Here is a 24,783-nt window from a genome sequence, read left to right on the forward strand (position 1 = left end):
GACTCACATGAACATCCCGTCGATCCGCGGTAACGACGACGAGGGCTTCGACGACTACGACGAGTTCGTCCCCGAGCACGTCCCCGAACCCGGTGAATTCCTTCGTGGGAACGAAATTCTGGCCGGCGACGACCACCTCGACTTCCACGAACTGACTCGCGAACTGTTCGAGGAGCGGGGCGTCTACGACATCACCTTCGGGTACAACCTCGCGCGCCTGAACCTCGACCAGCGCCACCCGGACGCGGGCTTTCGCTACGCCGAGGCGGCCGACGAGGAGGGCGTCCTGCTCGCGGAGTTCACGCCGACGACGGAGTTCTGCCCGCAGAGCGACACGCTGACGAAGGGCGCCTTCCGCGCGTGGAACGGCCTGCGCGAGCGTCACGACTACGACGCCGTGTGGGTTCGTGTCGACCCGATGCACCACGAGAGCCACCGCATCAACGGCGAACTCCGGGCGCTCCAGGAGAGCTTCGAGGACAGCGGCGAGGTCCCGGACCCGCGGCCGAGCGGCCCCGAGGCCGGCGTCCCCACCGAACGGGGCTACGACAAGGAACCCGACGCACCGTTCTGACCGGAGGCACTCGTCCCCGCGTCAGTCCCGCCACCGCTGGACGAACAGGCCGAGCAGCAGGTACGCGTAGCCGACGGCGGCGAGGGCGGCGAGCGCCCGGCCGGCGAGCGACAGCGGCGGGCGGCCGAGAGCGAGCGAGAGGGCTTCCAGGGCGAGGCCGAGGACGACGGCCACGAGGACGGCGGCCGCGAACCGGTCGCCGGCGAGCGGGAACCGACAAACGGAGGGCGGGTAGAACTGGTAGGTGACGCCGACGATGGAGAGGCCGAGGAAGCCGAGCAGTGCCAGCCGGTAGTGCAGCGCGACGAGACCCGGGCGGGGGCCGGCGACGGCGAAGGTCAGGCCGAGGCCGACGACGGCGACGCCCGCGAGGGTCCCGGCGAGGACGCCGTAGAAGCCGATCCGCGAGCGGTCGCTCCGGGCGAAGGCGACCCAGTAGGCGACGGCGAAGGCGCCGATGCCGAGGGTCTCCAGGCCCGCGCCGGCGTGCAGGACGGGGCCGGCGGGGAGGCCGACCGCGATCAGCACGGGGCCGAGCGCGGCGGCGGGGACGGCGACGACCGCGAGCGCGGTCGGGACCGTGGCGACGAGAAAACGCGGCAGGAGGCGGAAGCCGACGGCGACCAGCAGGAGCGCGGCGACGCCGGCCGCGAGCAGGTGCGAGACTCGCGGCGGATAGCCGTCGACGGGGGCGGGCAGCGGCGTCGTCGCAGCGACGGTCACGTACGCGCCGACCGCGAGATAGAGGAGGACGACCGGGACCCCCAGGTTCGCGACGCGGTCGACGGGCCGGCGATGGGCGTTGTGGTCACCGGTCCCGGTCTCCGCCCCGATGAGGTTGTCACGGACCGTCCAGCCGACAGTGAGGAGAAAGACGGCGACGCCGGCGGCCCACAGGAGGGCACCGACCGTCCGGACGACCGGGGGCACGCCGGCGAGTGCGCCCGCGGCGAGGGCGGCGGTGCCGACGAGCGCACAGGGAAGGTGGACCGTCGGCCCCCGTGCCGGGCGCAGGTCGCGGTCGAAGTACGAGGGCACGAGCGAGTAGGCCTTCCCGAAGACGACGTGGAGGACGAAGCCGTAGAGGGCGAGGGCGACCGTGACCCGACGGCCGAGGCCGGCGACGACGGCGGCCTGCCAGACGACGAACCACAGCACTCCTGTGGCGACGAATCCGCGTGTCCACCGCGAGATCGCTTCGCTCGCCGTTGCCATGTGCCGGCGTAACACGGCCCGACCGAAAAGCACCGGTCACGAACAAGTTCGGGGCAAGGGGTTGACGCGGGCGCGGCCTCCGACCACGTATGCCAGCCACCGATGTGGACGCCGAGCGGACCTACGACGACGGGCAATTCGTCGCCCGCGAGGTGCATCGCACGGAGCAATCGAAGACCGTCTGTGGCTACTTCGAGCCGGGGCAGTTCATCCCGGTCCACGCCCCCGACAGCGACGTGACCGTCGTCGTCCAGTCGGGCGAGGGAATCGTCCGCGACGGCGACACCGACCACCCCGTCGAGTCCGGGTCGGTCGTCACCGTCCCCGCCGGGACCGACCGCGGCGTGAAGGCCGGCGACGAACGACTGGAAGCCGTCCTCGTCACCGCACCGCCACCGACCGACGCCGAACACGACCCGGTGCGGCGCGGCCTCCGCGAGGGAACCTTCGAACCCTGACGGAGCCGACGACCCCAGGCGAACATATTCGGGGAAGGTTCGAGGAGCGTGGAGTGTGAACGGTCGGTGTATGCCTGAACTCGACGTCCGTGACCTGCCGCCCAAGGAGCGCCACCCGAGGATTATGAACTCCTTTGCGGACATGGACACCGGCGAGACGCTCGTGTTGATCAACGACCACGACCCGAAGCCGCTCTACTACGAGATGGACGCCGAGGTCGACGCCTTCGACGCGGACGGCTACAGCGTGGAACAGGAGGGCGAGGAACGGTTCGTCGCGGAGTTCCCCAAGCGATGAACCGGGTCGCCTTCGACGACCTGGACGCGGCACCGCACGCGGTGGCGTTCCCCGACGCCGAACCGCGAGTCATCAAACTCTCGCTCGACGCGGGCGAGCGCGTCGACCCGCACACCCACCCCGAGCGCGAGATCGTGTTCTCCCTGCGCTCGGGCCGGGTCGAACTCGACCTCGACGACGAGACGCACGACCTCGAAGCCGGCGACGTGGCCCACTTCGACGGCCGGAGCGAGATCTCGCCGAAGGCAGTCACCGACGCCGATGCACTGCTGGTGCTGGCGGAACGGAGCGACTGAAAAGCGGGACGGTCACGGCGCGGCCGGTGGCTGTCCGACCTTCGACCCCCCTCGTTCTCGCCGCCGCCCTCACCGGATGACGGTCACGACGGCGTCGTCGACCGCCACCGTCTCGTACTCGTAGCCCCGGTCGTCCAGTTTCGGGTAGAGGTGTTGCGGTGCCCGGTCGTTGACCTGGACGAGCACCGTGTCGTCGTCGAGTTCGACCAGCCGTTCGAGCGTGTTCTTCAGCGGTTTCGGCGGCCCGAGGTCCCGCACGTCCATCCGCTCGGTCGGGCCGTCGACCGACAGCTCCACCGCGTCGAGCGCCTGCCGTTCGTGGTCGGCCGTCGAGGACATACCGGTGGGTTCGGTCGAGACGACCCCAAACGTTTCCCCGAACGCGTTCGGACGTGAGGTCGAACATGTTCGCGACCACGCACCTTGCCGTGGCGCCTGTTGGATAGATCGATGCCACGAGCGAAACTGCGCGTGTCGCTGCCGGAGTCGGCCTGGATCGGCGCGCTGTCGCGGGCACAGCCGTCGGTGACCTTCCGGGTCCTGGCGGCGCTCCCGATGGCGGAGACGGGTGTCGGCCTCGTGGAGTTGATCGGGCCGGACCTCGGTGCGGTGATCGAGGAAATGAACGCACGGGACGCGGTCCTGACGGTGGACGTGCTCGCCGAGTCCGACGACCGGATGGTGATCGAGTTCGAGACGAGCGAGCCGCTGCTCCTGTTTTCGGTCCAGGAGTCCGGCGTGCCGCTGGAGCCGCCCATCGAGATCGTGGACGGCGAGGCGACCGTCGAGGTCACTGCCACGCAGGACCGGCTCTCCGATTTCGGTACGCAACTCGAACAGTTCGGGATGCGCTTCGACGTCGAGTACATCCGTCGGGGCGTCAAGTCGACCGAGCAGTTACTGACCGACAGCCAGCGCGACCTCGTGTTGACGGCTGTCGAACGCGGGTACTACGACACGCCGCGGGAGTGCTCACTGACCGACATCGCCGACCACCTCGACATGGCGAAATCGACCGTCAGCGAGACGCTCCACCGCGCCGAGAGCGCCATCATCTCCGAGTTCGTCGCCGAACTCGAAGAGGACATCTGAACTGTTTCGGCGAGAACGAACGCGTCAGTCCGCGTCGACGCCCCCGTCGTCGGCCTCGTACCCGTCGGGCACGTACGGGCAGAGCGGGTCGGCCGCGAGCGGGTCGCCGGTGTGGGCGTAGGCCCGCGAGCGGCTCCCGCCGCAGACGTGGCGGAACTCGCAGGCGCCGCACTTCCCGCCGAGTTCGTCGCGGTCGCGGAGCCGCTCGAACAGCTCGTGGTCGCGGTACACGTTCACGACGTCCTCCTCGCGGACGTTCCCGGCCGACTTCGGGAGGAAGCCGGAGGGGTAGATGTCGCCGGTGTGGCTGACGAACGCGAAGCCGTCGCCGGCGATGACGCCGCCGCGCCGCTTCAGTGCGTCCCCACCGGGGTCGTCGTCCCCCTGCTGGAGCTTCACGCGCCGATAGTGGGGCGCCTCGGTCGTCTTGACGCCGAAGGGTTCCTCGTCGGCGACGTCGGCGAGCCAGGCCATCACGTCGTCGGTCCGTTCGGGCGCGACCGGATCGAGGACGCGGCCGCGGCCGACCGGGACGAGGAAGAACACGCTCCAGAGGACGGCCCCCAGCTCGCGGACCCGCTCGCGGATCGCCGGCAGTTGTGTGACCGTCTCCGCACAGACGGTCGTGTTTATCTGGAGCGGGAGGCCGGCGTCCGTGGCCGCCTCCGCCGCCCGCAGCGTCTCGTCGAAGCTCCCGCCCTCGCCGCGGAAACTGTCGTGGGCCGCGGCGTCGCCGCCGTCGAGCGAGAGCGCGATCCGCCGCAGGCCGGCGTCCGCGAGGTCGTCGAGCGTCGCCCGAGTGAGCGAGGACGTGCCGCTCGGGGTCAGCGACATCGAGAGCCCGAGGTCGTCGCCGTGGGCCACGAGGTCGGTGAGGTCGGGCCGCTTGCAGGGGTCACCGCCCGAGAGGACGACCAGCTGGTTCTCGCCGAACTCGCTGACGTCCGCCAGGAGGGCTTTCCCCTCGGCCGTCGTCAGTTCGTCGGGGTGGCGGGCGGGCTCCGCGTCCGCCCGGCAGTGTTCGCAGGCCAGGTCACAGGCCTGCGTGACCTCCCAGATGAACACGACCGGCCGTTCGGTCCGGTTGGCTGTGGGTCGCATGGCCTACCTGACGACGACGGCACCTTTCATCCCGAGGGCCTCGTGTGGGGTGCAGTAGTAGGTGACGGCGCCGGTGGAGTCGAAGGTCTGCTCGAAGGTGAAGCCGGACTCGGCGGTGAGTTCGCTCTCGAAGTCACCGCCGCTCTCGGCGACGACGTTGTGTTGACTGCCCTGCCCGGTCCACTCCCAGGTGACGGTCGTGCCCGAGTCGACGGCGATGGCCGGCGGCGCGTACGCGAAGTTACCGTTGTTCCCGCTGGCGCCGACCTCGACGGTCACGCTGTCCTGGCCGGTCATGTCCGCCAGCGAGCCGTCGAAATTGCTCGTATCGGAGAGGTAGTCGCTGACCGCGGATGGGACTTCCATGCTCCCGCCGCCGCTCTCGGTGGTGTCGCCACCGTTGCCGCCGCTCTCCGTGGTGTCACCGCCGCCGTTGCCGCCGCTCTCCGTGGTGTCACCGCCGCCGTTGCCGCCGCTCTCCGGCGTCGAGTTCCCGCCCCCGCCGCTACAGCCGGCGAGCGCACCCGCCACCGTCAGCGCGCCGAGTCCACGAACCACCGTCCGCCTGTTGTACTCGCTCATGTGCGTTCGTCGCTCCGTCGCGTGTGCATATACCCCCGTTCAGGATTCCTGCCGCCTGAAAACGATAGACTCGAACGCCGAACGTGTTCGGCGCCAGGCCGAGAAACCGCCGGACCGTAGGCTCCGGTATCATGAGCGTCGTTCCCGGCAACATCGACACGGGCAGCCAGCCGCCGATGGCGATCCCGCTCCGGCACTTCCTGGTCGGCCTCGGGCTGTTGGCAGTCGGTGGCGTCGTCGGTCTGGGGGCGCTGACGGGGTGGCTCCCCGGCCGCGTCGCGGGCGTCCACCTCCTGCTCGCCGGGTGGGTCTGTGTCACCATCATGGGCGCGATGACGCAGTTCGTCCCCGTCTGGTCGGGCGTCGCGCTGTACTCCCGGCGGCTGGCGCGCTGGCAACTGCGGCTGGTCGTCGTCGGCCTCCTCGGGTTCGTCGGGGCGTGGCTGGCCGGCACGCTCGCCGCTCTGCCGGTCGCCGGCGCGGTCATGCTCGCCGGGTTCTGGACCTTCGCGTACAACCTCGGCCGGACGCTGGCGAGCGCGCGCCCCTGGGACGTGACCGAACGCCACTTCGCGTACGCGCTCGCCTTCCTCGTCGGCGTGACAGTGCTCGGCCTCTCGCTGGCGGTCGATTTCGTCCAGCCAGTGTACGCCGACCTCGGGCTGGCTCGTCCGCGCGTCGTGACAGGCCACGCGACGCTCGCGGTCTTCGGCGTCGTTCTGACGACCATCATCGGCGCGATCTACCAGCTCGTGACGATGTTCACCCAGACCGAGTTCGACCGCCTCGACGACGCCCTCCGGACGGTCGAGCGGGTCTGGTACCCCGTGGGCACCCTCGTTCTCGCGGCGGGCCGGGTCGTGGGCTCGGCACCCGTCGTCCGCGCCGGCGCCGTCGCCGTCTGTCTGTCGCTGGCCGCCGTCGCCGGCGTCGTCGGCCGTCAGTTGCTCGCCACCCGCGTCGAGTGGTCGCCGATGCTCTCGCGGTACACCGTCGCCGTCGTCGCCCTGCTCGCGTGGGCGGCCTGGACGCTCCCGGCGTGGCTACTCGACCCGCTCGCGCTCGACGCCACCTTCGGGGCGGGGAGCGGCGCGTTCCTGCTGGCCGCCGGCGTCGGCTTCGTCGTCCTCGGCACGCTGTACCACATCGTCCCGTTCATCATCTGGGAGCGACGGTACAGCGACCTCCTGGGCTACGAGGACGTGCCGATGATCGACGACCTCTACGACGACCGCCTCGCCGCGGCGGACTTCGCCTGTCTCGTCGCCGGCGCCCTGCTGCTCATTGCCGGCGGCCTCGGACCGCTCCCGGGCCGGCTCGCCTCCGTCGGCGGGAGCCTCCTCCTCGTGGGCGTCTCGGTAGCTATCACCAACCTCGCGCTCACGATTCGTCGGCACGCGCCGCAGTCCCTGCTGGGAATCGCGACGGGACGAGAAGGAGCCGTTACGGTACCGGACGAGAGCGAGTCCTAGACGTGGACGCGCGTGACGTGCCCGCCACAGCCGCACTGCTCGACGTACTCGTACTCAACGTCGTCGAAGGCATCCGCCAGCGTCTCGTAGAGGTACTCCTCCGGGTGGCCGTGGTCGCCGTGGGTCACGAGGTTGACGTGGTTGCCGGGCGCGGTGTGTTCGACCGCCTCGATTGCCTGCTCGCGGACCAGTGCGCGGTCATCGCCGTGGTGCGGTTTCTCCAGGTTCGCGGACCAGGAGTTGTCGTGGACCGATTCCGTGATCGGTTCGACCTCGTCGTGTGAGACTGTCATGTGCACGACTACGCCGAGCACCACCGAAAGCCCCGTCGCGAACATATTCGGGACTTCGTTTTCGGTGTGGGAACGACTATCGGTTGGCATGGAGACCACAGAACGGAGCAGCCCCGACGCGGAGGCAGCACCGGCGACGGCGGCAGAGACGACGGTGACGGTGAAGTGTACCGGGCACGTGCGGACGGAAATCGGCGATCACCGTTTCGAGTACACCTTCGAGGGCGACACCCTGCGGGAGTTCCTCGACGCGTTCTTCGCGGAGTACGACGTGGCGGACATGCTCATCGCGGAGACGGAGGCCGAGGCGACGACCCGGGGCTGGGCGCCGGTCGACGAGGACGACCTCCCCGGAACCTGGTCGAAGAACCCCGAGGGCGAACAGACGCGAGCGTACGCCCGAGTGTGTGTGAACGGCCGTTTCAACGAGAACCTCGACGGCCTCGACACCGAGCTCTCCGAGGGCGACCGCGTCGCGCTCATCTACCCCTTCATGTTCTGTCTGTGAGCGGGCTACCGACCCCGTGGACGCCACGGCGAACCGGTACGCTGGTATAAAGTATCCGAACCAATTCGGGAAATCGCGATTCGGTTCTAACCCTCTGAGAACGCTTCTTAGGGTCTGAGAACGGACTTCTCGGTTTATCCCTGTCCGGCCGGAACGTGTAGGTGTAAGAGGTGACCCACGATGTTCAAAACGCAGCGACGGCGGGTGCTTCAGGCGCTTGGGCTCGGCGGTGCCGTGACAATCGCGGGCTGTTCGGGTTCGTCACCGCCGACGGCCGAGGACGTGGAGACGGCCACGTCGACGGACGCGGCGGCGACGACGACCCAGACCAGTGAGCCAGCACAGTCGACCGACGCGGAGACGGTGGCGGCCGATCCGACCGAGCTGCCGGACCCCATCGGCCGGGACCAGCCGACCGAGATAGACGTGACCCTGGAGGCAAAGGAGGTCACCGCGGAGGTCGAACCCGGCGTCACGTTCGACTACATGACCTTCGACGGGGAGATCCCCGGCCCGATGGTCCGGGCACGGGTCGGTGACACGATCAACTTCACGATGGAGAACCTCCCGGACAACATGCGCCCGCACAACGTGGACTTCCACGCCATCTACGGGACGGGCGGGGGCTCCGTCGCGACCACGGCCGCGCCGGGCGATGGGAACTCCATGTCCTTCAGTCCGCAGTACCCCGGGGCGTTCATCTACCACTGCGCCGTGCCGAACCTCGACATGCACATCAGCGCGGGTATGTTCGGGATGATCGTGGTCGAACCCGAGGGCGGCCTGCCGGAGGTCGATCAGGAGCTGTACTTCGGCCAGCACGAGCTGTACACGGACGCCGACACGGGCGCGGAGGGTCACCACGCCTTCGACATGGACGCCATGGCGAACGAGAACCCGACCTACGTCCTCCTCAACGGGGAGAAGTACGCCTACGCGGCTGCCAACCAGGGCCCGGTCAACGTCGACCAGGGCGACCGCGTCAGGGTGTTCATGGTCACGGGCGGCCCCAACTACTCCAGTAACTTCCACCCCATCGGGAACGTCTGGAGCCGGGCCTACCGCGACGGCGGCCTCCCCGAGGACGGCGACTTCGAGGCCTACGCCGACAAGAACGTCCAGACGATGAAGGTGCCGCCGGGGAGCTGTATGATCGGCGAGATGGAGACGCCGGTCCCCGAGCGCATCAAGATGGTCGACCACGCCCTCAGCCGGGTCGCCCGCAAGGGCCTCCTCGCCGAGGTCGACGTCAACGGGACCGAAGACGAGTCCATCTACGACCCCGACGCGAACGGCTCCAGCCACGAGGGACCGAAATACGAGTGATCGGTCGGCGTCCCCCTGTCCACCGCTTTTAGCGTGCGGGTCGAAACCCGCGTAACGTGACAGTCGAGTCGTAATTCGACTGTTCGGGACCGTCAGGCCTATCTTCGCGATGGTCCATCTCCGCCCATGTCGACACGGTCGGACCCGGCGGCGCACCCGTGGCTCGTCCTCACGGGCTGTTTCCTCGTCGCGACCGGCTTCAACGCCTACCTGTTCGCCCCGGCGAGCATCATGCCGCCGTTCACCGCGGCGTTCGGCATCGACAAGGCCGCCGCCGGACTGGCGATCAGCGTCGTCTTCCTCGGCTGGGCGGTCTGTCAGGTTCCCAGCGGCTTCCTGATGGACCGGTACGACAATCGCCGGCTCGTCTGGGCCGGCGTGGTCGTCTTCCTCGGTGCCGCAGCGGCGGGCCCGTTCGCACCGACCTACCCGACCTTCCTGGCGACGCGGTTCGTCGGCGGTGCGACCGCGGTGTTCCTCTGGACGGCCAACGCCAACATCGTCGGCCAGTCGTTCCCGCTCGATCGACGGGCGCTCGGGACGAGCCTGTTCGTCACGAGCGCGCCCGCCGGCGTGACGGTCGCGCAGGCCGTCGGCCCGCCGCTCGAAGCGGTCGTCGGCTGGGAGGGCGTCGTCGCCGCCTACGCCGCCATCACCGTCGTCGGACTCCCGCTGTTTGCCTGGGCGCTGGACGAACCGATCCGGAACGAGACGTCGCTCTCGCTGTCGCAGTTCGGCACCGCGCTCGGCGACCGGCGCGTGCTCGCCATCGCGCTGAGCAGTTTCTGTGCCTACTCCCTGTTCGTGTTCTTCAACTCCTGGATGCCGACCTACGCGACCGAGGTGATCGGCGTCGACATCGGCACGGCGGGGACGCTCGCGGCCCTGCTCCCCGCGATGGGGCTGGCGGCGCGGCCGGGCGGCGGCTGGCTCTCGGACCGCATCGGCGGTCGCCGCCGCCCGGTGATCGTCGCGGCGTTCCTGCTCGTCCTTCCGGCACTGCTCGTCGCCGTACTCGCGACCTCGGTCGTCGGGTTCGCGGCGGCGCTCCTGCTGGCCGGCGTCGGCTCACAGCTCGGGACCGGCGTCTTCTACGTCTACGTCGAGGAGGTGTCACCACCGGAGTCGGGCGGGACGAGCCTCGCGGTCCTGATGACGCTCTCGATCGCGGGGTCGCTTTTCGCGCCGGTGGCCGCCGGCTGGCTCGTCGACGCGGTCTCCTGGACCGCTGCGTTCGTCTTCGCCGGGGCGCTCGCGGTCGCCGGGATCGTCGCAATCGCCCGCCTCCCGGAGGCGTGAGCGGAGTCCCCGTCGACGGGCCGCAGGGCACTCCGACGCGGGGCCGCTCATGCGCTCGTCTCCCGTTCGAGGTAGTCGAACTGCGCCTCGAGTTCGCGTGTCCGCTGGCGTTTGATGACCGTCGCGTCCAGCACGCCGCCGACGAGACCCACGTCCAGTTCGAAGTCCGTGCGCGCGGTGACCGTCGTCCCCGCCTCCGTCGCCTCGATCTCGTAGCCGGTCCACATCTCCTCGAAGATGCCGTCGACCTGTTCGTAGGCCAGCACGGTGTCGGACTCGTCCACGATTCGGAGGTCGAGTTCGATCCGCGCGATGGCGAACCCGTTCTCGATGGTCAGCCGGTCACCGTCGAGGGTCACCGCGTCGAACTTCGCCGCGCGCATGAACGGCTCGGCGTCCTCGATGAGTGGCCGAACCTCGTCGGGTGGTGCGTCGATGGTCCGGGAGAGCGAAATCGATTCCATACAGGGTGTTGGCTTCCGGCCCGTTTATACGTCGGCCCTCGTTCCGACCGGCCAGGAACGGCCGGGTGGACCGACCGTCGTTCGACCGCAGCACGAACGCGCGGACGCTCCTGCACCCACGGCTCCGTGGGCACCTACGCCGATTCCGTGATCGTGAGGACGGGAACCGGTGCGGAGCGGACCGTCTTCTCCGCGACGCTCCCCAGCAGGATGCGGTCGGTACCACGCCGTCCAGTCGTCCCCATCCCGACGGCGTGGACGTCGTTCGATTCGATGCAGTCGAGGATCGCCTCGACGGGCGCCCCGTGTTCGACGTGACTGACGACCTTCTCGATCCCGCGTTCCTCGGCCGCCGAGGCGACGGTCTCGACGGCGTCGGTGGCGGCCCGTTCGTTCTCCTTGCCGGCTTTCGTCGACCGAACGTCGGGCCCGAGTGCGGAGTCGTCGACGACGGAGATGGCGTGAACGGTCGCGCCGAGCGTCGCCGCCAGCGAGAGCGTCCGCTCTGCGGCGTGGGTCGCGGCGGCGCTCCCGTCGGTCGGGACGAGGATCCGCTCGTAGGGGAACACGAGCGTCTCGTCGGGTCGCATCCGGACGGTGAGCACGGGGACCGGGGAGAGGCGGACGACCTTCTCGGACACGCTCCCCATGAGGTATCGGGAGATTCCCTCGCGGCCGTGGGTCGGCATCACGATCAGGTCCTGCTCGTACTGCTCGGCGTACTCGACGATCGTCGGGGCCGGATTGCCCTGGACCACGTCGGTCTCGTGGGAGACCCCGAGCGTGTCGAGCGTCTTCGCGGCCTCGTCGACGATGTCCTCGCCCTCCCGTTCGAGCACGTCGACGGCGTGTCCCTCGACGACGGTGACGCTGTCACGCGTCGTGTCGGCGACGTACAGCACGCGGATGGTCGCGTCGGCCCAGTGAGCGATCTCGCTGGCGTGATGGAGCACCTCGGACGCGCCCTCGCTCCCGTCGTAGGGCAGGAGGATGGTCTCGTACATACGAGTCGGTACGGTCACCGTCGACTAATAGGTACGAGTCGTCGTCTCACTCCGGGTCGTCTCCGGCGGTCGCTGACTCCGCGTCGGCCGGGTCGTCGCGGTCGACGACCACCCTGACTTTCTGGATGCGGGTGTCCTCGACCCGTTCGGCCCGCAGGGCCACGTTCTCGTACTCGAACGCCTCGCCCTGCTCGACGAGGCGGCCCGCGCGGTTGAAGACGAAGCCCGCGATGGTCTCGAACTCCTCGCCTTCCGGCAGGACGATGTCGAGCGCCTCGTTGACCTCGTGGATGTTGACCGAGCCGTCCACGAGTGCGGTGGTTTCGTCGACGAACTCGATCGGGTGTTCCTCGCCGCCCACCAGTATCTCGCCGACGATCTCCTCGAGCACGTCCTCCATCGTGACCAGCCCCTCGGTGGTGCCGAACTCGTCGATGACGACGACCATGTGCAGCCTGTTTTCCCGCATCTCCGAGAGGAGGTCGTCGACGTTCTTGGACTCGGGGATGTGCAGTGTCGGGGTGATCACGTCCGCCACGTCGAGGTCGGCGAACTCGCCGTAGTCGGATTCCCGCAGTTCGCGGATGTCGAACACGCCGGTCACGTTGTCCAGGGACCCCTCGTAGGCCGGCAGTCGGGCGTGGCCCGACTGGATACACTGCTTGATCGCCTCCTCGACGGTCGCGTCCACGGGGACGGCCACCACGTCGAGGCGCGGGGTCATCACCTCCTTTACCGTCGCGTCCGTGAACCGCAGGGTCCGCTGGAGCATCTCGCGTTCGTCCTCGTCGAGGATACCCTCGCGCTCGCCCGTTTCGATCATGTTCCGAATCTCGTCACGGGTGACGTACGTCGACTCGATCGAGGGGCTGCCACCGGTGAGTCTGTTTACGACGCTCGTCAGGTAGTAAAACAGGGTGATGAGCGGCCAGAGCACCTTCTCGACGACTTTCAGCCCGCGGGCGACCCGCCGTGCGTGCAGTTCGGTGTTCTCGACGGCGTAGGACTTCGGCGCGCTCTCGCCGAATATCAGCACCATCGACGTGATACCGAGCGACGAGACGACGACCGCCGTGCCGGCGTCGAAGTAGAAGCCGACGATGGTCGTCGAGACGGATGACATCGTGATGTTGACCATGTTGTTCCCGACGAGGATCGTCACGAGCAGGCGGTGAGGGTCGTCCTTCAGGGACTTGACCGCCCGCGCACCGCGCAGGCCCTGCTCGACCATCGCGTCCACCTGGTGGGCCGGCAGGGAGAACAGCGCGATCTCCGACGAGGAAAAGAAGCCCGACCCCACGAGGAGCAGCAGGATCATGCCGATACCGATCACGGTGACTTCCGTCCGCCCCAGTTCGATACCGACGACCGGAATGGTCGACAGGACGGCGCCGATCCCGGGGACCGCTGTGGGCACAGCTGACATCATCGATACGTCCTCTTGCCGGAGCGGAAAAGTAACCCTTGTGCGAGCGGGGATCGCCGTGGAAATCGCCCGTCCGCGCGAGGCTACGAGTCGTGCCCTTCGAGTCGCTCCTGCCACGCCTGGACTGTTGCCATCAGCTCGACGGGTGGCGTTTCGTTCACGTCCAGGTCCCGGAGTTCCTCGACGACGGCCTCGGCGTCCGGGTCGATGTCACCTCGTTCGGGGTCCCGGTCGGGGCTCCCGTCGGTCGCGACTCGCTCCTCGCCACCGCCCCCGGAGCGTTCGAACTGTCCCGAATCGAGGTCGAAGACCACCTGCGTCGTCTCGCCGCTCTCCTGCTCGCCGCCGCGGACCTCGATGGCCTCGTCCTCGCGGAGGCGTTCGAGCACGTTCCGGGAACGGTCCACGACCGGCTCTGGTACCCCTGCGAGGTCCGCGACGTGAATCCCGTAGGAGCGGTCCGTCGGCCCTTCCCGGACGGTCCGGAGGAAGGTCACGTCGCCGTCGCTCTCGTCGGCAGCGTGGGACGAAGTCCCGCTGCCAGCCGGCGAGTCCGGCTCGCCGGCGACCGCCACGTGGACGTTCTCGACCGTCGGGAGTTCGTCGCCCAGTGCCGTGAGTTCGTGGTAGTGGGTGGCAAAGAGGGTCTTGGCCCTGACCTGGTTGACCAGGTACTCGGTGGCCGCCCAGGCGATGCTGATGCCGTCGTAGGTCGCGGTCCCGCGGCCCACCTCGTCAAGGATGACCAGCGACTCCTCGCTGGCGGAGTGGAGGATGTTCGAGAGCTCCTGCATCTCGACCATGAACGTCGACCGGCCCTGTGCGAGTTCGTCGAGCGCGCCGACGCGGGTGTAGATGCCGTCGACCAGCCCCACCCTGGCGGACTCGGCGGGCACGAAACTCCCGACCTGGGCGAGCAGGGTGATGAGCGCCGCCTGGCGCATGTAGGTCGACTTCCCGCTCATGTTCGGCCCCGTGACGATGAGGAACCGGCGGTCCTCGTCCATGTGGAGGTCGTTGGGGACGAACTCCGTCGTCTGCTCGACGACGGGGTGGCGACCCTGCCGGACGGAGAGCGCCTGCCCGTCGTGGAGTTCGGGCCGGGCCCAGTCGTTGCGGACGGCGTGGGTCGCGAGGCTCGCCAGGGCGTCGAGTTCGGCCAGCGCCCGGCCGACGGTCTGGAGGAGGTCGGCCCGCTCGCCGACGCGCTCGCGGAGGTCCCGGAAGCGGTCGTACTCCATCTCGCCGCGCCGTTCTTCCAGGCGGAGGATCTCGCGTTCCTTCTCTTCCAGTTCGGGGATCGTGAACCGTTCGGAGTTTTTCAGCGTCTTGATCCCCTCGTATTCGTCGGGCACGTCGTCGGCCTCGCTCTTGCCCACCTGGATGTAGTAGCCGTCGGTCTTGTTGCGGTCGACCTGGAGGTGCGTGAGACCGTGGCGTCGCTTCTCCCGCTCGTCCAGCGTCTCGATCCACTCCTCGGCTTCCTCGTGGGCCGCGATCACCTCGTCGAGTTCGTCGTCGTAGCCGCGGCGGAAGAGGCCGCCCTGCGTGACGGTGTCGGGCGGGTCGTCGACGATGGCCGCGTCGAGGTCGGCAGCGAGGTCGGCGGCGGCCTCGCGGTCCGCGCCGGCGACGATGTCGGCGAGCGGCGACTCGGCGAGGCGGTCGGTGCTCTCGACGAGGTCGTCGACGGCGGGCAGCAGCGCGAGCGTGTCCGCGATCCGCAGGAGGTCGCCGGCGTCGGCGCTACCGGTAGCGGCCATGCTCGCGAGGCGTTCGAGGTCGTACGCGCCGTCGAGGGTCTCGCGGAGGTCCTCGCGGGCCATCGCGGCCTCGGCGAGGGCGGCGACGGCGGACTGTCGCCGGGTGAGCTCGCCGCGAACGCGCCGCGGCCGGGACAGCCACTCCCGCAGGAGGCGCCCGCCGGCGCTGGTGACGGTGTGGTCGATGGTCGAAAACAGGGAGCCGTCGCGGTCGCCCTGCATGGTCTCGGTGAGTTCGAGGTTGCGCTGGGTGGTCGCGTCGAGGGCGACGTGGTCGGTCGCGCCGTAGGCACGCAGTCGCGTGATGGAGGCAAGCGCCCCCTGCCCGGTCTCCTCGACGTAGGAGAGGACGGCGCCGGCGGCGCGGACGGCCGCGTCGTCGTCGGCGATGCCGACGCTCTCGACGGTCTCGGTGCCGAACTGCTCGCGGACGGTGTGGCGCGCTCGTCCCGGCGCGAACGCGTTGGTCGCGTGGAGCGTCATCGTCGCGTCCGTGCGCTCGCGGACCCCTTCGAGGAGGTCGTCGTCGGTCCGCACGTCGGGGCCGGGCAGGATTTCCACGGGGTCGAACCGGTAGAGTTCGGTCACGAGGTCGGCCGCGGCGTCGGGGCCGTCGAGGCTCGTCACCTGGAACTGCCCGGTGGTGATGTCGGCAAAGGCGAGGCCGTAGGCGTCCCCGTCACCGGACTGCGTCCGGTTGCCCGAGGGACTCCGTCCCTCGCTGTCGCGAACGACGGCCGCGAGGTACTGGGCGTTCTCGCGGCCGGTGTCGACGAGCGTCCCGGGCGTCACGACTCTCGTGATCTCCCGGGCGTGGCCGTCCGCGGTCTCGTGCTGGTCGGCGACGGCGACACGATACCCGCGCTCGACGAGCGCCTTCAGGTAGGGCGTGAGGTCGTCGACGGGGACGCCGGCCATCGGGTAGGAGGACCCGTGCGAGGACTTCTGTGAGACCTTGAGGTCGAGTTCCTCGGCGACGGTCTCGGCGTCGTCGTCGAAGAACTCGTAGAAGTCGCCACACTGCATTGCCAGCAGGTCCGCGTCCGTCTCGGCTTTGAGGGCCAGGAACTCCCCCACGATGCCCGTCGCCTCGGTCATGTCCCTCCCTGTGTGCGATACCGAATAAAAGCCTGCGGGTCCGGGGCGACGGGGCAGTGGACCGGCGGGGCAGACCCCGACCGTGACGGCCGAGGGGCTTTTGCCCGGCCGGGACCTCGCGACCACAATGCGTGTCGGTTTTAGTCGGCGAGCGGTCGCGACTTTCGTCGCCCTCGTGACGGTCACCCTCCTCGCGGCGACCATCGCGCCATCCGCCGCGGCCGCGCCCCTCGAAGGGAACGCGACGGCGGCGACCACGACGACGAACGGCAGCGTCGAGGCGGGGCGCGTCCAGACCGATACGACCATCGACACGACGACGACGCTCGCGCTGACGCCGGACCGCCCGGGGTCGGTCCGGGCCACGCTCCGGTTCGACATCCCGGTCCAGGTGACGAGTATGCGGATCACGCTCCCGGAGGACGCGAGCGTGACGGGGGTCGACGGCTTCGAGCGGACCGACGAGGGCTACGAGTGGACGGGCGGGGACGCCCCCTCGCTGACCTACGACCTCGTGGTGAACCGGTCGAACCGCGCCGAGGGGCCACTGACCGGCGAGGGGCAGTACAGTTTCGTCGACGCGGGGCCGTGGGCAATCGTCCGCAAGCCCGGATTCGGCCTCAGCGGGCAGTTCCGGGGAAGCGGGGACGTCACCGTCGACCGGACCGTGGTGACCGCGGGGAGCGGTGCGGTGGGCGACACGATGGTCTATCTCGGCCCCTACGACTCACACACGCGGCGCGCACACGGACAGCGGTTCCGCCTGATCGTCCCGGCGACTGCGGAGATGGCAGCCGGCCCCGACGCGGTGCTCGCGTCGCTGGCGAACGCCTCCGACGAACTCCGGGTCGGCGACCGCGACGACCAGGTGTTCGGCATCGCGGCACCGACCGCTGCCGTGGGCTGGGGCGCCCGCGGCCTCCAGACCGGCGACACCGACTTCTGGGTGCGCGACGTCGAGACGCTGGACACCCCGGAGAACGTCTGGCTCCACGAGTACGTCCACACGCGGCAGGCGTTCGCCGGGCAGGCGGACCCGAGCGCGCGCTGGCTCACGGAGGCGACGGCCAACTACTACGCCGCGCTCCTGACGCTGGAGGCCGGGAACACCGGATTCGGGCCGTTCAGCCGCGAACTGGCCCGTGGCACAGGCGACCGCTACGAGCGAACCGTCCTCGCGGAACCGGACACGTGGGCACGGCACGCTGACTACGAGAAGGGGGCGCTGGTCACGGGCGAACTCGACCGCCGGCTCAGGCTCGCGACGGGCCGGACCAATTCCTTCGAGAACGTCTTCGCGCAGTTGAACAGTGCCGAGGGGGCAGTCGACCGCGACCGCCTCCGCACTGCGATGGCGACGGTGGCGAACGAGACGGTCGCGGCCCGGCTCGACGCCCTCGTCTCCACCGATCGGTCACCGTCGATGTGGGAACGAACCCAGCACCGCGTGGCGTTCGGCCCGACACCGCCGCTGATCCGGACGACCGTCCCCACCCCGGCGACGGACTACCGGGTCAGCGGCCCCTACCGGAACCGCTCGATGGAGCGTCCGCCGACGCTGGTTCCCAACGAGACGGTCGCGTTCGACGTGTCCATCACCAACCGCGGCGGCACGAGCGGCGCGTACGACTTCCCGGTGCGCGTGAACGGCACCACGATAGCGACGCTCTCCGGGACGGTCGCGGGACGGAACACGACCACCGGGACCGTCGAGTACACCGTCGACAGCCCCGGCCAGCGCGTCGTGACCGTCGACGGGACCGCCGTGGGCCTGTCGACCGTCGACCCCGCTCAGGCGACCGTCACCGAGGTCCGGACGGCGCCGGCGTCACCGACCGCCGGTTCGTCAGTCGCCGTCGTCGCCACGGTGCGCAACGACGCGTCGGTCCCCGGCTGGGCGACGCTGACGTTCGCGAGCGACGGACGGGAGCTGACGACCCGGACGGTCCGCCTCGATGCCGAAAGTACGCGGGAGGTCAGAGTAACGACGACCCTCGACGCCGGCACACGCAGCCTCTCGGCCGGAAACGCCTCGGCGACGGTCGACGTGGCCCCTGAACCGACGACGACGGCCGGCGACGGAAGCGGGAACGAAGACGGGGCCGATGGGGGAACCTCGACCGCCGACGGGCCCGGTTTCGCAGTCGCGGGGACGGTCGCCGCCCTCGCGGCGCTGACTGCGGCGCGACTGCTGGCGCGGCGTCGCCGGGGCTGACCCGTTCGACACGGCGTTTCGCCGGAACCGCTCACGTCGGCCGACCGACAGGACCGCGATTCCTTATATATTTCCAGCAATGAGAGGCAGTTAATATAGGGACAGCGACGACGACAGGGAAGAAGCGGTAGCATGACAGGGGATAACTCGGGGATCGGTAGCACAGGGATGGGGTCAGTAAACAGGCGAAACTTCCTTCGCTCGACGGGGGTACTGGTCGGGGGGCTGACGCTCGGGTCCGGCACTGCCGCGGCGGGGCGGAGTGGGTTCGGCGTCTCGACCGAGGACTACACCATCAGTTCGTGGGACGGCACCGACCTGGAGGCGACGCTGTACACGCCCGACGGGAGCGGGCCGTTCCCGGCGGTGTTGATGACCCACGGCTGGGGGGCCTTCCGACAGTCGCCACTGACTGCGGGGAAGGCACTCACCTACGCGAAAAACGGGTACGCGGTGTTGACCTACGACTCGCGCGGGTTCGGCGGCTCGGACGGTGTCGTCGGCCTCGACGGGCCGAAAGAGACCAGGGACGGCCAGGCGCTGATCGACTGGCTCGCGGGCCGCGACGAGATTGCCCTCGAAGGCAGCGGGAATCCGAAGGTCGGGATGGACGGCATCTCCTACGCCGGCGGTATCCAGTTCCAGGTCGCGGCGGCCGACGACCGCGTCGACGCCATCGTCCCGCGGATCACCTGGAACGACCTGAACTACTCGCTGGCGCCGAACGGCGTCGTCAAGAGCGGGTGGCTGACCATCCTGCTCGGCCTCGGGACGCTCGGGACCGTCGACGGCGACGAGGAGACCCGGGTGACGGAGGACCTCTACGAGTGGTACGAGGAGTCGCTGTGGAACAACGAGGTGCCCGAGGACGCGGTCGAGGCCTTCGAGTCGCGGTCGGTCGCTTGCAAGGACGACTTCGATACGCCGACCTACCTCGTTCAGGGCTGGGACGACACGCTGTTCAAGCCCAACGAGGCGCTGTGGACCTACAACCGCCTCCAGGACGAGGGCGTCGACTCCCGGCTGGCTTTCTACGAGGGCGGTCACGCCGTCGAGGAGATCGCGGTGCCGCTCGACGCCCGGAACTACATGAACCAGCGCGCGGTCGACTGGATGGACATCCACCTCCGGGGGGAGTCCCGTGACGTGCCACAGACGGCCTCGTGGCTCAAGAGCAGCGACGAGTTCCGGACGGACCCGCAGTTCCCGCCGGCCGGCGTCTCGGACGCGACCTACGAACTGGGCGACGCCGACCGCGACGGCGACGACCGCATCGAGCGGTGGAGCTGGTTCTACGACGAGTCGGTGACCTACTCCTGGTCGGTCGGCGAGGACATCGAGGTCGTCGGCGTGCCGTCGTTCGACCTCACCTTCGACGTGAAGAAGACGGAGGCACGCCTCTTCTTCAATCTCCTCCACAACGGGGAAAAGATCAACGACGTGGGCGAGGTCTACCGGATTCCCGACGAGGGCCAACAGCGCATTCAGTTCGAGTACCCGGCGCTCCAGCGGTTCGTCTCTGCCGGGGACACCCTCGGGCTGAAAGTGAGCGTCTCGAACCCGTTCTACCTCGATTCCCGGGAATCCGACGGCGTCGTCGTCCAGCCCAGCGAGTCGCGGATTCACCTGCCACAGCGGCCGCAGTGAGGCGGTGGAACCGGCGTCTCGCACCGGGGTCGACGCGGCTGGAGCGGTCGTGCGAGGAGTTCGCAGGCTCCCGGGCGGGTTTTGCGGGGCGGGGACCTACGGCCGGTGATGAACCGACGCCGACTGCTCGCCGCGCTGGGTGCCGGCGTCGCCGGCCTCGCGGGCTGTAGCGGGTCGTCCTCGACGAACGCGACGCGCGAGGCGTTCACGCTCTCGCCGACGCCGACGCCCCAGCGCGGGCAGGTCGGGTCGGTCGAGATACCGGTGCCACGGTCGGAACTCGACCAACCGCTCCCGCGGGACGCGATCCCCGCCATCGTCGATCCGGTCTTCGCCGAGGACTGGTCGGGACTGACTGTTCCCGACTCCTCGCCGTACGACGGCGGACCGCTCCTGCCGGCCGACGCGCCGGTCCTCGGCGTCGAGCGCGAGGGGGCGGATCGCGCGTACCCGCTCCGGGTTCTCGACTGGCACGAGGTCGTCAACGACACCTTCGCGGGCCCGCTGCTGGTCACCTACTGTCCGCTCTGTGGCAGCGGCGTGACGGCCGAGCGCCGCGTCGACGGCGAGGAGACGGTCTTCGGCGTCTCGGGACGGCTCTGGCGGGACGACCTGGTCATGTACGACCGCGCGACGGAGAGTCTGTGGAGTCAGATCCTGGGAGCGGCGATCCGGGGGCCACGGGCCGGCGAGCGGCTGTCGCTCGTCCCGTCGTCGCTGACGAGCTGGGGCGAGTGGCAGGACACCCACCCGGAGACGCGGGTCCTCCTGCCGCCGCCGCGCTCGAACACGGTCAGCGGTCGCGACGCGACGTACGACTACTTCACGCCGAAGTACACCTACGAGGGCGACCAGCTCATCGGTCGGACCGGCGGAGCGAGGGGCCAGCCCGCAGAGCGTCGGTTCGTCGTTGGCGTCGAACGCGACGGGCAGGCCCGCGCGTACCCGTTCGACGTCGTGGTCGAGGAGGGCGTCGTCAACGACCGCGTCGGCGACCTGCCGGTCGTCGTCACCACCACGCCGGGGGACACGCTCGTCGCGTACGACCGCCGGGTCGAGGGCTCGACGCTCCGGTTCGAGACCGACGATGCGGCCCACCTCCGCGCGGGCGGCTCCCGCTGGGAACGGGCCACCGGCCGCGCGGTCGACGGACCCCACGAGGGGCGACGGCTCGACAGCGCGACCGACACCGGCCCGATGTTCTGGAAAGGGTGGCGGAACTTCCACCCCGACACGTCGATCTACGACGAGGAGAGCGACTGACGGAGAGTTACGAGAGGTGGGTCGCGAGATGTGAGTCGCGAGTCCACACCGGCAGTTATTTGAACAGCTGTGCAAACGTTCAGCTATGAGCGACGCGACGGGGCGGCTCGAACGCCTGCTCGAGGACGAACTCGGGGAGTGCCGTGCGTCGGACGTGGAACAGCGAATGACCGAACTGGACGCGCTGGCCGCGGACGCACCGCTCGCCCACGCCGCGACGGACGTGGAGACGCTGGCGACGCTGGGGGACGACACGCGCTACCGGCTGACCCGGATCCTCGTCGCGGCGGGGGAGGAACTGTGTGTCTGTGAGCTCGCGCCGACACTGGACGTGAGCGACAGCGCGATCAGCCACGCGCTGACCGACCTAGCCGAGGCGGGACTGGTCGACCGCCGGAAGGAGGGGAAGTGGCGCTACTACCGCGCGACCGAGCGGGCCGAACGACTGCTCGCCGCCCTCGACGACACGCGGGGTTGGTCGGCGTGAGCGAGGACCCGTTCCGCGTCGCGTTCGTCTGCGTGCAAAACGCCGGGCGGAGTCAGATGTCGACGGCCTTCGCCGAGCGCGAACGGCGGGAGCGCGGCCTCGACGACGCGGTGGAGATCGTGACCGGCGGGACCGACCCGGCAGACCGCGTCCACGGGGAAGTGATCGAGGTCATGGACGAACGGGGGTTCGACCTCTCGGACCGGGAACCGCGGGCGGTCACTGACGCGGAGCTGTCGGCCTGTGACCTGGTGGCGACGATGGGTTGTTCGACGCTTTCCCTCGACGCGGACACGGACGTTCGGGACTGGGCGCTGGACGACCCCGACGGCAAGGACCCGGACCGCGTCCGGGAGATCCGCGACGAGATCGAGCGCCGCGTCGCGGCGGTTTTCGACGAAATCGACGCGGGCACCGGGTCGGATTAGTCGCCGAGTTCGGTTAGCAGTTCGAGCGCGCGGTCCGAGAGTCGCTCGGCGTCGGTCCCGAACAGCACCGTCCGGGGCGGGACGCCCTGCGCGCCGGGGTCGACGAGGGCGGCGAGCATCCCCTCGGCCCCGGTGACGGCGTCCCGGACCGCGGACTCGGTGGGCGGCCAGGCGTGGGCGTCCGCCGAGCGGTCGAGTTCGACGACCGACCCGCCGACGGTCTCCAGCGCCGCAGCCACGTCCGCGTCGTACCGACAGGTGAAGGCGTACCGGAGGTCGGCGTCTGCCTCGCGGGCCGCGAGCAGGACCGTCGCCGCTCCGTCGGAGACGCCGAAGCGGACGCCGCGGTTCGACCGGATGCCAGTCCGGGTTCGCGATATCTTTCCTTCGACGGCAGCCACCTCGTCCGGTCGCTCGGCGTAGCGGGTGGCACCGACGACGGTCGCGCCACAGTCGGGGACGAGTGGGCGCGCATCCGCGCTGGCACCCCCGAGGCGGTCGAGGACGTACTCGACGCGTTCGGCGGTCCGGTCGCGGTCGGCCAGTTCCCGGGCCTCGACCGTGTGGTGGACCGCGCCGGGGCCCCGCCCGACATCGAGGGGATACCGGACGGCACGGGCGAGCAGGTCGATGCCGGCGCTCACGGCCTCGGAGCGGTCCGCGCCGGTCGCGAGATGGGCGGCGATGGCACTAGAGAGCGTACAGCCGGAGCCGTGGGTCGCGTCGGTCGCGACGCGGGGGTGCCGGAACGTCTCGACATCGTCCGCTGTCACCAGCACGTCGACCACGTCCTCGGTTCCCATGTGGCCGCCCTTCACGAGGGCCGCGTCGGCTCCCATCTCGACGAGTGCCGCGCCGGCGGCCTCGGCGTCGGCCTCGCTGTCGGGGTCGACGTCCGTCAGGACGGCGGCCTCGTCCGCGTTGGGTGTGACGACCGTCGATTCGGCGATCAGCGCCTCGTAGGCGTCCTCCGCCTCGGGTTCGAGCAGGCGGTCGCCGGAGGCCGCGACCATGACGGGGTCGACGACGAGCGGCGGCAGATCGTCGGCGTAGGCCGTGACGGTCTCGACGATCTCCGCGGTCGCGAGCATCCCCGTCTTGACCGCACGCAGATCGAAGTCCTCGCGGACGGCGTCGATCTGTGCCTCGATTTCCGACGTCGGTAGCAGGTGATTCCCGTCGACGCCGCGGGTGTTCTGCGCGGTGACGCTCGTGATGGCGCTCGTCCCGAAGACGCCACAGGCCTCCATCGTCTTCAGGTCGGCCTGGATGCCGGCCCCGCCGCCGGAGTCACTCCCCGCGATGGTGAGCGCGACGGGTCGGTGGTCCGGCGCTGGCTGTCGCGTTGTCATACGACGCACTCCGGCCGTCGGGCACTAAAATGCCGGCGACCCCGCCCGTTCGTGCCGCGTTCACGTACCCCTTATATTCGCTAGTATGCTAATGGCATACACTATCACATTCAGGCCAACGCTTATATTCGTCAACCGACCGGTTTTCGGTGAGACGCGACGGGTGCCCGGCGGCCCCGGGTGCTCCGCGCTCGTGACCGAACAATGGCAGAACAAAGCGTCGACCGGACCGGAGCCGAACGGGCGGAGAAGTACGGGAGTTTCGAGACCGACGAGGGAGAGACGGTACTCTACGACCGAGACGAGCCGACGGCGTGGCTCCAGTCCGACACAGTCGCCGAAGTCCGCGAGTAGGCGGGCCGCCACTGGATCGGGCCGGCACCGGCCGCTCGTGCGCTGTGAGTGGGCCGACCGCCCCGCTTATCAGTCCGAGACCCCTCCGTCGGGTATGAGCGCTTCCGAGACGATCGGTATCTACTCCGACTACGTCTGCCCGTTCTGTTACCTCGGCCGCGAGTCCCTGCGGCAGTATCAGGAAACCCGCGAGGAACCCCTGGAGATCGAGTGGCACCCCTTCGACCTCCGCTCGGGGAAACGCGGTCCCGACGGCGAGATCGACCACTCCGTCGACGACGGGAAAGACGAGTCCTACTACGAGCAGGCAAAGGAGAACGTCCGGAAACTCCAGGACCGCTACGACGTGGAGATGACCCTCGACCTCTCCCGTGAGATCGACTCGCTGCCCGCCCAGGTCGTCTCGTATCACGTACAGGAGACGTCCCCCGACCAGTGGCTCGACTTCGACGAAGCGATCTTCGAGGCGCTGTGGGTCGACGGTCGCGACATCGGCGACGCTGACGTGCTGGCCGACCTCGCCGCGGACACCGGGATCGACCCCGAGGAGGTCCGCGAAGTGATCGACGACGACGAGGCCCAAGAGCGCGTCACCGAGCAGTTCCGTGCGGCACAGCAACACGGGATCACCGGCGTGCCGACGTTCGTCTACGACGGCCACGCGGCCCGCGGTGCGGTGCCGCCCGAACAGCTCGAACGGCTCGTCGAGGGCGGCACGCAACGGGTCTGAGCGGCCGAGAACGGTCGGTGTGGTAACCGGTTCGCCCC

The 24,783-nt window shown here is 69.5% G+C and carries 26 protein-coding genes; 16 read left to right on the forward strand and 10 right to left on the reverse strand.

The window, feature by feature from the left end; all coding sequences use genetic code 11:
- Positions 1–7 precede the first annotated feature (7 nt).
- Positions 8–574 (forward strand): DUF7998 family protein, encoded by a 567-nt coding sequence (locus MUG96_RS14255; protein ID WP_246983777.1) that lies wholly within the window; start codon positions 8–10, stop codon positions 572–574.
- Positions 575–595: 21 nt separating this feature from the next.
- Here the strand turns inward: MUG96_RS14255 and MUG96_RS14260 are convergent, their stop codons facing one another.
- A complete protein-coding gene (locus tag MUG96_RS14260; RefSeq protein WP_246983779.1) occupies positions 596–1,789 on the reverse strand; it encodes a hypothetical protein in 1,194 nt (397 codons plus the stop codon).
- 89 nt (positions 1,790–1,878) lie between these two features.
- On the opposite strand from MUG96_RS14260, the gene MUG96_RS14265 reads away from it, so the two are divergent.
- The 3 genes from MUG96_RS14265 (at position 1,879) to MUG96_RS14275 (ending at position 2,841) form a co-directional block, all read left to right on the forward strand.
- Positions 1,879–2,247, forward strand: a complete 369-nt coding sequence (locus tag MUG96_RS14265; protein WP_246983781.1) for a cupin domain-containing protein — start codon at positions 1,879–1,881, stop codon at positions 2,245–2,247.
- Positions 2,248–2,317: 70 nt separating this feature from the next.
- A complete protein-coding gene (locus MUG96_RS14270) occupies positions 2,318–2,545 on the forward strand; it encodes a DUF2249 domain-containing protein (protein WP_246983783.1) in 228 nt (75 codons plus the stop codon).
- Entirely contained in the window at positions 2,542–2,841 is a 300-nt protein-coding gene (locus MUG96_RS14275; RefSeq protein ID WP_246983785.1) for a cupin domain-containing protein, read from the forward strand. Before MUG96_RS14270 ends, MUG96_RS14275 begins: the two co-directional genes overlap by 4 nt.
- 69 nt (positions 2,842–2,910) lie before the next feature.
- Here the strand turns inward: MUG96_RS14275 and MUG96_RS14280 are convergent, their stop codons facing one another.
- On the reverse strand, positions 2,911–3,180 hold the full coding sequence (locus MUG96_RS14280; protein WP_246983787.1) for a DUF2249 domain-containing protein: 270 nt from the start codon (positions 3,178–3,180) through the stop codon (positions 2,911–2,913).
- A gap of 111 nt (positions 3,181–3,291) precedes the next feature.
- Here MUG96_RS14280 and MUG96_RS14285 point away from each other — a divergent pair, with 111 nt between their 5' ends.
- Positions 3,292–3,933 (forward strand): helix-turn-helix domain-containing protein, encoded by a 642-nt coding sequence (locus MUG96_RS14285; protein WP_246983788.1) that lies wholly within the window; start codon positions 3,292–3,294, stop codon positions 3,931–3,933.
- 24 nt (positions 3,934–3,957) lie between these two features.
- On the opposite strand, the gene MUG96_RS14290 is transcribed toward MUG96_RS14285, so the two are convergent.
- Both MUG96_RS14290 and MUG96_RS14295 read right to left on the reverse strand, forming a co-directional pair.
- Positions 3,958–5,034: a radical SAM protein gene (locus tag MUG96_RS14290; RefSeq protein ID WP_246983789.1), complete on the reverse strand. Its 1,077-nt coding sequence runs from the start codon at positions 5,032–5,034 to the stop codon at positions 3,958–3,960.
- 3 nt (positions 5,035–5,037) lie between these two features.
- Entirely contained in the window at positions 5,038–5,616 is a 579-nt protein-coding gene (locus MUG96_RS14295; protein ID WP_246983790.1) for a halocyanin domain-containing protein, read from the reverse strand.
- A gap of 131 nt (positions 5,617–5,747) precedes the next feature.
- On the opposite strand from MUG96_RS14295, the gene MUG96_RS14300 reads away from it, so the two are divergent.
- On the forward strand, positions 5,748–7,088 hold the full coding sequence (locus MUG96_RS14300) for a heme-copper oxidase family protein (protein ID WP_246983791.1): 1,341 nt from the start codon (positions 5,748–5,750) through the stop codon (positions 7,086–7,088).
- On the opposite strand, the gene MUG96_RS14305 is transcribed toward MUG96_RS14300, so the two are convergent.
- The gene (locus tag MUG96_RS14305; RefSeq protein WP_246983792.1) at positions 7,085–7,381 is read right to left on the reverse strand and encodes a CGCGG family putative rSAM-modified RiPP protein; all 297 of its coding nucleotides are present in this window, start codon (positions 7,379–7,381) and stop codon (positions 7,085–7,087) included. The genes MUG96_RS14300 and MUG96_RS14305 overlap by 4 nt on opposite strands.
- An 88-nt stretch (positions 7,382–7,469) precedes the next feature.
- On the opposite strand from MUG96_RS14305, the gene MUG96_RS14310 reads away from it, so the two are divergent.
- From MUG96_RS14310 to MUG96_RS14320, 3 genes are all read left to right on the forward strand, one after another.
- On the forward strand, positions 7,470–7,889 hold the full coding sequence (locus MUG96_RS14310; protein ID WP_246983793.1) for a MoaD/ThiS family protein: 420 nt from the start codon (positions 7,470–7,472) through the stop codon (positions 7,887–7,889).
- 180 nt (positions 7,890–8,069) lie between these two features.
- Complete coding sequence (nirK, locus tag MUG96_RS14315) at positions 8,070–9,215, forward strand: copper-containing nitrite reductase (protein ID WP_246983795.1); 1,146 nt, start codon at positions 8,070–8,072, stop codon at positions 9,213–9,215.
- 126 nt (positions 9,216–9,341) lie between these two features.
- Positions 9,342–10,514, forward strand: a complete 1,173-nt coding sequence (locus MUG96_RS14320; protein WP_246983797.1) for an MFS transporter — start codon at positions 9,342–9,344, stop codon at positions 10,512–10,514.
- Positions 10,515–10,561: 47 nt separating this feature from the next.
- Here MUG96_RS14320 and MUG96_RS14325 read toward each other — a convergent pair whose 3' ends face one another.
- The 4 genes from MUG96_RS14325 to mutS form a co-directional block, all read right to left on the reverse strand.
- Positions 10,562–10,978, reverse strand: coding sequence for an SRPBCC family protein (locus MUG96_RS14325; protein ID WP_246983798.1), 417 nt, complete (start codon positions 10,976–10,978; stop codon positions 10,562–10,564).
- A 134-nt stretch (positions 10,979–11,112) separates the two neighbouring features.
- On the reverse strand, positions 11,113–11,982 hold the full coding sequence (locus tag MUG96_RS14330; RefSeq protein WP_246983799.1) for a universal stress protein: 870 nt from the start codon (positions 11,980–11,982) through the stop codon (positions 11,113–11,115).
- A 46-nt stretch (positions 11,983–12,028) separates the two neighbouring features.
- Positions 12,029–13,411, reverse strand: a complete 1,383-nt coding sequence (locus MUG96_RS14335; RefSeq protein ID WP_246983800.1) for a hemolysin family protein — start codon at positions 13,409–13,411, stop codon at positions 12,029–12,031.
- 80 nt (positions 13,412–13,491) lie between these two features.
- Positions 13,492–16,269 (reverse strand): DNA mismatch repair protein MutS, encoded by a 2,778-nt coding sequence (mutS, locus tag MUG96_RS14340; protein ID WP_246983801.1) that lies wholly within the window; start codon positions 16,267–16,269, stop codon positions 13,492–13,494.
- A 127-nt stretch (positions 16,270–16,396) separates the two neighbouring features.
- Between mutS and MUG96_RS14345 the strand changes: the two genes are divergently transcribed.
- From MUG96_RS14345 to MUG96_RS14365, 5 genes are all read left to right on the forward strand, one after another.
- Positions 16,397–18,484, forward strand: a complete 2,088-nt coding sequence (locus MUG96_RS14345; protein ID WP_246983802.1) for a hypothetical protein — start codon at positions 16,397–16,399, stop codon at positions 18,482–18,484.
- A gap of 132 nt (positions 18,485–18,616) precedes the next feature.
- The gene (locus tag MUG96_RS14350) at positions 18,617–20,131 is read left to right on the forward strand and encodes a CocE/NonD family hydrolase (RefSeq protein WP_246983803.1); all 1,515 of its coding nucleotides are present in this window, start codon (positions 18,617–18,619) and stop codon (positions 20,129–20,131) included.
- A 108-nt stretch (positions 20,132–20,239) separates the two neighbouring features.
- On the forward strand, positions 20,240–21,394 hold the full coding sequence (locus tag MUG96_RS14355; protein ID WP_246983804.1) for a DUF3179 domain-containing protein: 1,155 nt from the start codon (positions 20,240–20,242) through the stop codon (positions 21,392–21,394).
- An 85-nt stretch (positions 21,395–21,479) separates the two neighbouring features.
- Positions 21,480–21,881, forward strand: a complete 402-nt coding sequence (locus MUG96_RS14360) for an ArsR/SmtB family transcription factor (RefSeq protein WP_246983805.1) — start codon at positions 21,480–21,482, stop codon at positions 21,879–21,881.
- Positions 21,878–22,309: an arsenate-mycothiol transferase ArsC gene (locus tag MUG96_RS14365; RefSeq protein WP_246983807.1), complete on the forward strand. Its 432-nt coding sequence runs from the start codon at positions 21,878–21,880 to the stop codon at positions 22,307–22,309. The genes MUG96_RS14360 and MUG96_RS14365 overlap by 4 nt, the downstream gene beginning before the upstream one ends.
- Here MUG96_RS14365 and thiD read toward each other — a convergent pair.
- The gene (thiD, locus tag MUG96_RS14370) at positions 22,306–23,661 is read right to left on the reverse strand and encodes a bifunctional hydroxymethylpyrimidine kinase/phosphomethylpyrimidine kinase (protein ID WP_246983809.1); all 1,356 of its coding nucleotides are present in this window, start codon (positions 23,659–23,661) and stop codon (positions 22,306–22,308) included. The genes MUG96_RS14365 and thiD overlap by 4 nt on opposite strands.
- A gap of 204 nt (positions 23,662–23,865) precedes the next feature.
- Between thiD and MUG96_RS14375 the strand changes: the two genes are divergently transcribed.
- Complete coding sequence (locus tag MUG96_RS14375) at positions 23,866–24,015, forward strand: DUF7331 family protein (protein WP_246983811.1); 150 nt, start codon at positions 23,866–23,868, stop codon at positions 24,013–24,015.
- A 94-nt stretch (positions 24,016–24,109) separates the two neighbouring features.
- Positions 24,110–24,745, forward strand: a complete 636-nt coding sequence (locus MUG96_RS14380; protein WP_246983813.1) for a DsbA family oxidoreductase — start codon at positions 24,110–24,112, stop codon at positions 24,743–24,745.
- Positions 24,746–24,783: the final 38 nt, after the last annotated feature.

The organism is Halorientalis marina, from assembly GCF_023028345.1.
Lineage (GTDB): Archaea > Halobacteriota > Halobacteria > Halobacteriales > Haloarculaceae > Halorientalis > Halorientalis marina.